The sequence below is a fragment of the Absiella sp. AM29-15 genome, from assembly GCF_003434225.1.
GTDB classification, from domain to species: Bacteria; Bacillota_I; Bacilli_A; order Erysipelotrichales; family Erysipelotrichaceae; genus Hoskinsella; species Hoskinsella hominis.
This window is the reverse complement of sequence record NZ_QVFL01000014.1, coordinates 126,657-133,072: the sequence shown is the minus strand read 5'-3', so window position 1 is coordinate 133,072 and position 6,416 is coordinate 126,657. Positions and strand designations below refer to the sequence as shown.

Genomic DNA, 6,416 nt, shown 5'->3' with positions numbered 1-6,416 from the left:
AGCACGTTGCCAGGTCTGTTTGCCTCACATTTGTGAGGCTTTTTTTTATTTTCATAAATCTTGAAAATATATGAAAGTTCTTGATATGCGTGCTATGAATTGTGGTATAATGTTTGAGATTGACATACTCAATCCAATAAAGATAAAGAAAGGTTGATAAAATGGCTTATACATTTACAACAAATATAACAAAAGACGAACATGATGCATTTGTTACAGTACATGAATACTGTAATTTACTTCAATCTGCCAGCTGGGCAAAAGTAAAAGACAACTGGAAATCATTGCTTGCAGGTGTGCGTGATGGAAATAATAAACTGGTTGCTTCATCTTTGGTTTTAATTAAACCTTTGCCACTTGGATTTACAATGTATTATCTGCCAAAAGGACCGGTTATGGATTTTCATAAACAGGAAATTATTAATACATATTTTGAAGGATTAAAAAAATATAGTAAGAAAGATCATTGTATCTTTATTAAGGTTGATCCAGGCATTCATGTAAATGATTATAAATCAAGTGAATACAACACCAATCGTTATGAAGATACTGAAGAATATATCAATCATATGAAGCAAGTTGGAGGAAAACATTTAGGCTTTACGATGCATATCGCGGATACTATACAGCCACGTTTTCAATCCAATGTGTATAAGTGTGATGATTTTGAAGAAAGTCTTCCTCGTCATACAAAACGTTTGATGAAAGATGCACTAAAACGCAATGTTGAAGTTGAAATGGGAGGCATAGAATTTGCAGAAGAGTTTGCCCGTCTGGTAGAATTAACAGAGGAACGTAAAGGTGTTCATTTGCGTAACCTTGAATATTTCAAAAAACTGTGTGAAGCCTATCCAACAGACGCAAAGATTTTCCTTGCAAGTGTAGATTTAGAAGCACTATACCATGAATATATTAAAAAACATGAAGATATTGAGAAGGAAATAGAAGAATGTCCTGAAAATGCGAAAAAGAAATTGCGCCGTTTACAGGATATGGAACGTTCTTTGGAAAAAGATGTAAAAGAGTTTAAAGAAATATTCGATGAAATGGATCAAGTAAAGGGAACCATACATATTGCAGGTGTTTTAAGTATTCGTTATGGACATACTTGTGAAATGCTATATGCAGGTATGGATCAACGTTTTAAGAAATTTATGCCTCAATACTATATTTATGTAAAAAACATGAAGTGGGCATTTGAAAATGGCTGTGGTACTTGTAATATGGGTGGTGTAGAAGGTTCTTTGGATGATGGTTTAACGAAATTCAAAGATAACTTTAATCCAATGATCAATGAATTTATTGGAGAATTTGATATTCCGGTGAATAAACTTGTATATCCATTCTTTAATTTTGTATATAAACGTTTGAAAGAACGTAATCGTTAAAAACAGGAGGTGTTTGTATGAAAGAAATCGTTGTACATTCCTTAGATGAAACAGCAGCATTAGGCGAAAAGCTGGGAGCATTATTATTTCCTGGATCATTAATCACCTTAACGGGGGATTTGGGTGCTGGAAAAACTACACTAACAAAGTCAATTGGTAAAGCAATTGGTGTTAAAAAAGTAATTAATTCCCCAACTTTTACGATTTTAAAGACATATAATGGAACGATGCCCTTATACCACATTGATGCATATCGTTTAGAAGGTATTTCTCAAGACTTAGGGTTTGAGGAAGTATTTGATGCAGATGGTGTATGTGTTGTGGAATGGCCTGGTTTCATAGAAGAACAGTTGCCTAAACAACGATTGGAAATCGAAATCCATCGTAGTGGAGAAGAAGAAAGAACATTTATGTTTAAGGCAGTCGGTGAAGCATATGAAAAGATTGTGAGGGAATTATAATGAAAACCTTATGTATGGATAGTGCACATCGCCATTTGGTGATTGTGCTGTTAGAAGATGGTGAAGTAAAAGCTGGAAAAGCTTTGTCTTGCTGGAAGCAGCAAAGTGAAACTTTATTTCCGGAATTAATTGCCTGTATGGACAGCGTTGGCTGGAAAGCTGATGATTTGGATGAAGTCATGATTACAGATGGGCCAGGTAGCTATACTGGGGTACGTATTGCGATGGCAGTCGCAAAGGTTTTATGTACGAGAAAACATATCCCGTTATATTGTATATCAACCTTGCAATTATATGCAGGAGTAAATGATCATGTATTCGTTATGCTGGATGCGAGAAGTTCTCGTGCATATGCTGGTAGTTTAAATCATGGAGTGTTTGACAAAGAAGAATGTATCATGAACCTGGATGAAATTAAAGCCTACTTAAAAGAACATCCAGATTTAAAAGTAATTGGGGATACTTCTTTGATCGATATGGAAACAACAGATATTGATTTTATTGAAAATTTTAAACTTTTGCGTCCTTACGCAAGAAAAGTGGAAAACATTCATATCTTAACACCACGTTATTTAAAAGACCAGAGTGCCTATATGGTAAAATAGTATGCTGGAAGCATTAAAAAAAGAAGATCTTGATGAAATCGTTGCAATTGATGCTATTTGTTTTCCTGCGCCATGGAGTAAGGAACAATATTTATATGAATTAGAAGAAAATGATTATGCCTTTATCTATGTGTTAAAAGAAGAAGGCAAAATTATTGGATTCATTGATTATTGGGTTACTTTTGATATTGCACAATTAGCGAAAATCGCTGTCTTACCGCAATATCGTGGCAAGCATCTAGCACATCTTTTAATGGATCAAATGATAGAAGATGTGGAAAGAATGCATTGTGAAACATTGTCACTAGAGGTTCGTGTCAGCAATATTGCGGCACAACGATTATATGAATCATACGATTTTATCAATGTAAATACGAGAAAAGGGTATTATCATGATAATGGGGAAGATGCCTATGTTTTGGTAAAGGCCTTGAAAGGAAGCTGTTTATGAAAGATACGTATATTCTTGCGATTGAATCCAGTTGTGATGAAACGGCAGTCGCAATCATAAAAAACGGAAAAGAAGTATTGGCAAACGTCGTCGCTACACAAATTGATGTACATAAAGATTTCGGTGGTGTCATTCCTGAAGTTGCAAGCCGTATCCATGTGGAAAATATTTCTATGGTCATTGAAGAAGCTTTGAAACAGGCAAATATGGAAGTAGAAGATATGGATGGTATTGCTGTGACACAGGGACCTGGTCTGGTGGGCAGCCTGCATGTAGGTGTACAAGCCGCTAAAACGCTGGCATGGGCTTTTAATAAACCTTTGATTCCTGTGCATCATATTGCTGGACATATCTACGCAAATCGTTTGATTGCGGATTTAAAATTTCCATTGCTAGCCCTTGTAGTATCTGGTGGACATACAGAATTAGTCTATATGAAAGATGAATGGAGCTTTGAGATTCTTGGTACGACCCAGGATGATGCGATTGGTGAAGCTGGAGATAAGGTTGGCCGTGTTCTTGGACTTCCATATCCTGGCGGTGTTTATGTGGATAAACTTGCGAAAGAAGGAAAGCCTGTTTATCAATTAGCAAAACCTAAGACCGAAAATGAACTTGATTTTTCATTTAGTGGTTTAAAGAGCAGTGTGTTACAGTTTATTGATCGATGCAAACGTAAAGGAGAAAGCTTTGTACCTGCAGACCTTGCGGCATCTTATCAGGAAACGGCTTTTGAGGCATTATTGCTGCGGGCAAGAAAAGCAATTGAACAATATCATCCAAAGCAGATGGTACTGGCTGGTGGTGTTGCGGCGAACTCTTGTCTGCGTGAAAAAGTCAGTGTGGATTTAACAAATCAATATCCGGATGTTGAGTTTATTATTCCACCACTTTCTTGTTGTACCGATAATGCGGCAATGATTGGTGTTGCCGGTACGGTGGCATACCTGCATGGCGAGCGTGGAGATTTTGATTTAACCGCAAATCCGGGAATGGAATTAGAGCGTTAAATTTTCAGACAGCAGCATTTGCTGTCTTTTTGTTAGCGTATAAGAATTTATGATATGGTTATTATAAAATATGTGAATGTTTTGCATGTTAAACTTATTAATTTATTCACAAATAGAAAAATTCGTGGTATACTAACTCATAGGTGATATACATGAGTGAAAAGAACGTACCAAAGGCAACGCTGCAACGATATCCTGTATATTTGAAGGCGCTGCGAAAATTACAAAGTTCCGGTGTGGAACGTATCATGTCTAAAGAGTTGGCGAGTGTTGTGAATATTGAGCCAACTACCATTCGTCGTGATTTCTCTTTCCTTGGCAATCTTGGAAAACAGGGCTATGGGTATGATGTCAACCGGCTGATTGAAATTTTTAATCAGGAACTAGGTATGGATTTTGATGAAAAGATCATACTGGTAGGTGCAGGCAACATGGGACGTGCATTGATGAAGTATAATAAATGGGATTATGTCGTTGGTGAAATTTCCTGTGCATTTGATATCAATCCAGATCGTCAGGGTGTTCGTTTTGGTATTCCTGTTTATGATATCAGTGAGCTGGAGCAACGGGTTCCTGATGGCTGTCGTATCGCTATTCTTGCGATCAGTGATAATATTCAACAGACCGTTGATCGTTTGATTGCCTGTGGCATCATTGGACTAATTGACTTTACACATGAACATATTCAGATTCCAAAGGGCGTTATATTAAAGAGTATTGATGTTGTAACGTCTATTCAGGAGCTGGTTTTTGAAACAAACAAACTAAATATCGGACATTTGTAAAAAAAGCTTGTAAAATGGAGGATACTTGTGGTATCATCTAAACAAGAGTTGAAATACAAGGAAACAGGACGAAATAAGATTGTTTCGAAAAAAGCGATTCTGCGGTTGGTGAAAGGCAGAACGAAAGGCTTATGGAGAACACCTGTGGAGTAGAATCGGAGAACTAAAGTAGACGATTTCGTCAGGCATACGTTACATGCTAAAAAGATGCTTTATGCTATGCATGAAGAATCAGGATGGCACCGCGCTAAAACAAGCGTTCCTGTGATGGGAACGTTTTTTTTATGATAAAAAGGAGGAAATAACATGTTTGAATTTATGACTATTCGCGAACTATATGAAATCGTATTAAGTGGATCTCATGTAGAACTAGACTCAATGGAATATGTACAGTTACAGGGATGGATCAGAACAAATCGCTGCAGTGGGAAATTAGGCTTCATTGAATTAAATGATGGTACGTATTTCCGCAATGCTCAGTTAGTGTATACACAAGATTTAAAAAACTTTAAAGAAGTGGAGAAATATCCTACAGGTGCAGCTTTAACTGTTACTGGTAAATTTGTGTTGACACCAGAAGGAAAACAACCATTTGAAATTCAGGTCACTGAAGTTATATTAGAAGGTGATTGTGATCGTGACTATCCTTTACAGAAGAAACGTCACAGCTTTGAATATATGCGTGAAATTGCACATCTTCGTCCTCGTGCAAACACATTCTATGCAGTATTTCGTTTGCGTTCTGTATTATCTATGGCTATTCATGAATTTTTCCAGAACCAAGGATTTGTGTATGTGCACACACCAGTAATTACTGGAAATGATGCAGAGGGAGCTGGTGAAACATTCACTGTTACAACACGTGAAGATACAAACTATGAAGAAGATTTCTTTGGAAAGCATGCTTCTTTAACTGTTTCTGGACAGCTGCATGTGGAAGCATTCGCTATGGCATTCCGTGATGTTTATACCTTTGGCCCTACTTTCCGTGCAGAAAACTCTAATACGACACGTCATGCTTCTGAATTCTGGATGATTGAACCTGAAATCGCATTTGCGGATTTAGATGATGATATGAATCTGATTGAAGATATGATTAAATATTGTATCCAGTATGTATTAGATAATGCACCTGAAGAAATGAAATTCTTTGAAAAGATGATTGATAAAGAATGTATTGATCGTATCACAAAGGTTATGAACAGCGAATTTAAACGCATGACATATACAGAAGCTATCGAAGAATTGAAGAAAGCTGATGTAAAATTTGAAAACAACAAAATCGAATGGGGCATGGATCTTCAGAGTGAACATGAACGTTACTTATGCGAAAAAGTTGTAAACGGTCCTGTATTCTTGATTGATTATCCTAAAGATATCAAAGCATTCTATATGCGTATGAATGAAGATGGTAAAACAGTGGCTGCTTGTGACTTGTTAGTACCAGGTGTAGGAGAACTTGTTGGTGGAAGCCAGAGAGAAGAACGCTATGATGTATTAGCTGAACGTATGAAAGAAATGGGTATGGAAAGTGATTCTTTACAATGGTACATGGATTTACGTCGCTTTGGTGGATGTAAACATGCAGGATTTGGTCTTGGCTTTGATCGTATGTTGATGTATCTGACTGGTATTTCAAACATTCGTGATGTTGAACCATTCCCACGTACACCAAGAAATTTATTATATTAAAAGAAAAACTGCTGGAAATTCAGC

8 protein-coding genes are annotated in these 6,416 nt (G+C 36.7%); all 8 read left to right on the top strand.

What is annotated here, in order from left to right:
- The first annotated feature begins 161 nt into the window (after nucleotides 1-161).
- The 8 genes from DW761_RS14465 (at nucleotide 162) to asnS (ending at nucleotide 6,392) form a co-directional block, all read left to right on the top strand.
- A complete protein-coding gene (locus tag DW761_RS14465; RefSeq protein ID WP_117455509.1) occupies nucleotides 162-1,388 on the top strand; it encodes a peptidoglycan bridge formation glycyltransferase FemA/FemB family protein in 1,227 nt (408 codons plus the stop codon).
- Between the two features lie 17 nt (nucleotides 1,389-1,405).
- Entirely contained in the window at nucleotides 1,406-1,849 is a 444-nt protein-coding gene (gene tsaE, locus DW761_RS14460) for a tRNA (adenosine(37)-N6)-threonylcarbamoyltransferase complex ATPase subunit type 1 TsaE (RefSeq protein ID WP_117455507.1), read from the top strand.
- Nucleotides 1,849-2,454 (top strand): tRNA (adenosine(37)-N6)-threonylcarbamoyltransferase complex dimerization subunit type 1 TsaB, encoded by a 606-nt coding sequence (gene tsaB / locus DW761_RS14455; protein ID WP_117455505.1) that lies wholly within the window; start codon nucleotides 1,849-1,851, stop codon nucleotides 2,452-2,454. Before tsaE ends, tsaB begins: the two co-directional genes overlap by 1 nt.
- A gap of 1 nt (nucleotide 2,455) precedes the next feature.
- Nucleotides 2,456-2,905, top strand: coding sequence for a ribosomal protein S18-alanine N-acetyltransferase (gene rimI, locus DW761_RS14450; protein WP_117455503.1), 450 nt, complete (start codon nucleotides 2,456-2,458; stop codon nucleotides 2,903-2,905).
- A complete protein-coding gene (tsaD, locus tag DW761_RS14445) occupies nucleotides 2,902-3,915 on the top strand; it encodes a tRNA (adenosine(37)-N6)-threonylcarbamoyltransferase complex transferase subunit TsaD (protein WP_117455501.1) in 1,014 nt (337 codons plus the stop codon). The genes rimI and tsaD overlap by 4 nt, the downstream gene beginning before the upstream one ends.
- Before the next feature lie 152 nt (nucleotides 3,916-4,067).
- Nucleotides 4,068-4,700, top strand: coding sequence for a redox-sensing transcriptional repressor Rex (locus DW761_RS14440; protein WP_117455499.1), 633 nt, complete (start codon nucleotides 4,068-4,070; stop codon nucleotides 4,698-4,700).
- Between the two features lie 27 nt (nucleotides 4,701-4,727).
- Entirely contained in the window at nucleotides 4,728-4,853 is a 126-nt protein-coding gene (locus tag DW761_RS21675; RefSeq protein WP_255412394.1) for a hypothetical protein, read from the top strand.
- 153 nt (nucleotides 4,854-5,006) lie between these two features.
- A complete protein-coding gene (gene asnS / locus DW761_RS14435; protein ID WP_117455497.1) occupies nucleotides 5,007-6,392 on the top strand; it encodes an asparagine--tRNA ligase in 1,386 nt (461 codons plus the stop codon).
- Nucleotides 6,393-6,416 lie beyond the last annotated feature (24 nt).

Excerpts from the sequence above, each read along its gene's own strand:
- DW761_RS14465 (WP_117455509.1), top strand. The coding sequence starts at position 162 with ATGGCTTATACATTTACAACAAATATAACAAAAGACGAACATGATGCA.
- tsaE (WP_117455507.1), top strand. The coding sequence starts at position 1,406 with ATGAAAGAAATCGTTGTACATTCCTTAGATGAAACAGCAGCATTAGGC.
- tsaB (WP_117455505.1), top strand. The coding sequence starts at position 1,849 with ATGAAAACCTTATGTATGGATAGTGCACATCGCCATTTGGTGATTGTG.
- rimI (WP_117455503.1), top strand. The coding sequence starts at position 2,456 with ATGCTGGAAGCATTAAAAAAAGAAGATCTTGATGAAATCGTTGCAATT.
- tsaD (WP_117455501.1), top strand. The coding sequence starts at position 2,902 with ATGAAAGATACGTATATTCTTGCGATTGAATCCAGTTGTGATGAAACG.
- DW761_RS14440 (WP_117455499.1), top strand. The coding sequence starts at position 4,068 with ATGAGTGAAAAGAACGTACCAAAGGCAACGCTGCAACGATATCCTGTA.
- asnS (WP_117455497.1), top strand. The coding sequence starts at position 5,007 with ATGTTTGAATTTATGACTATTCGCGAACTATATGAAATCGTATTAAGT.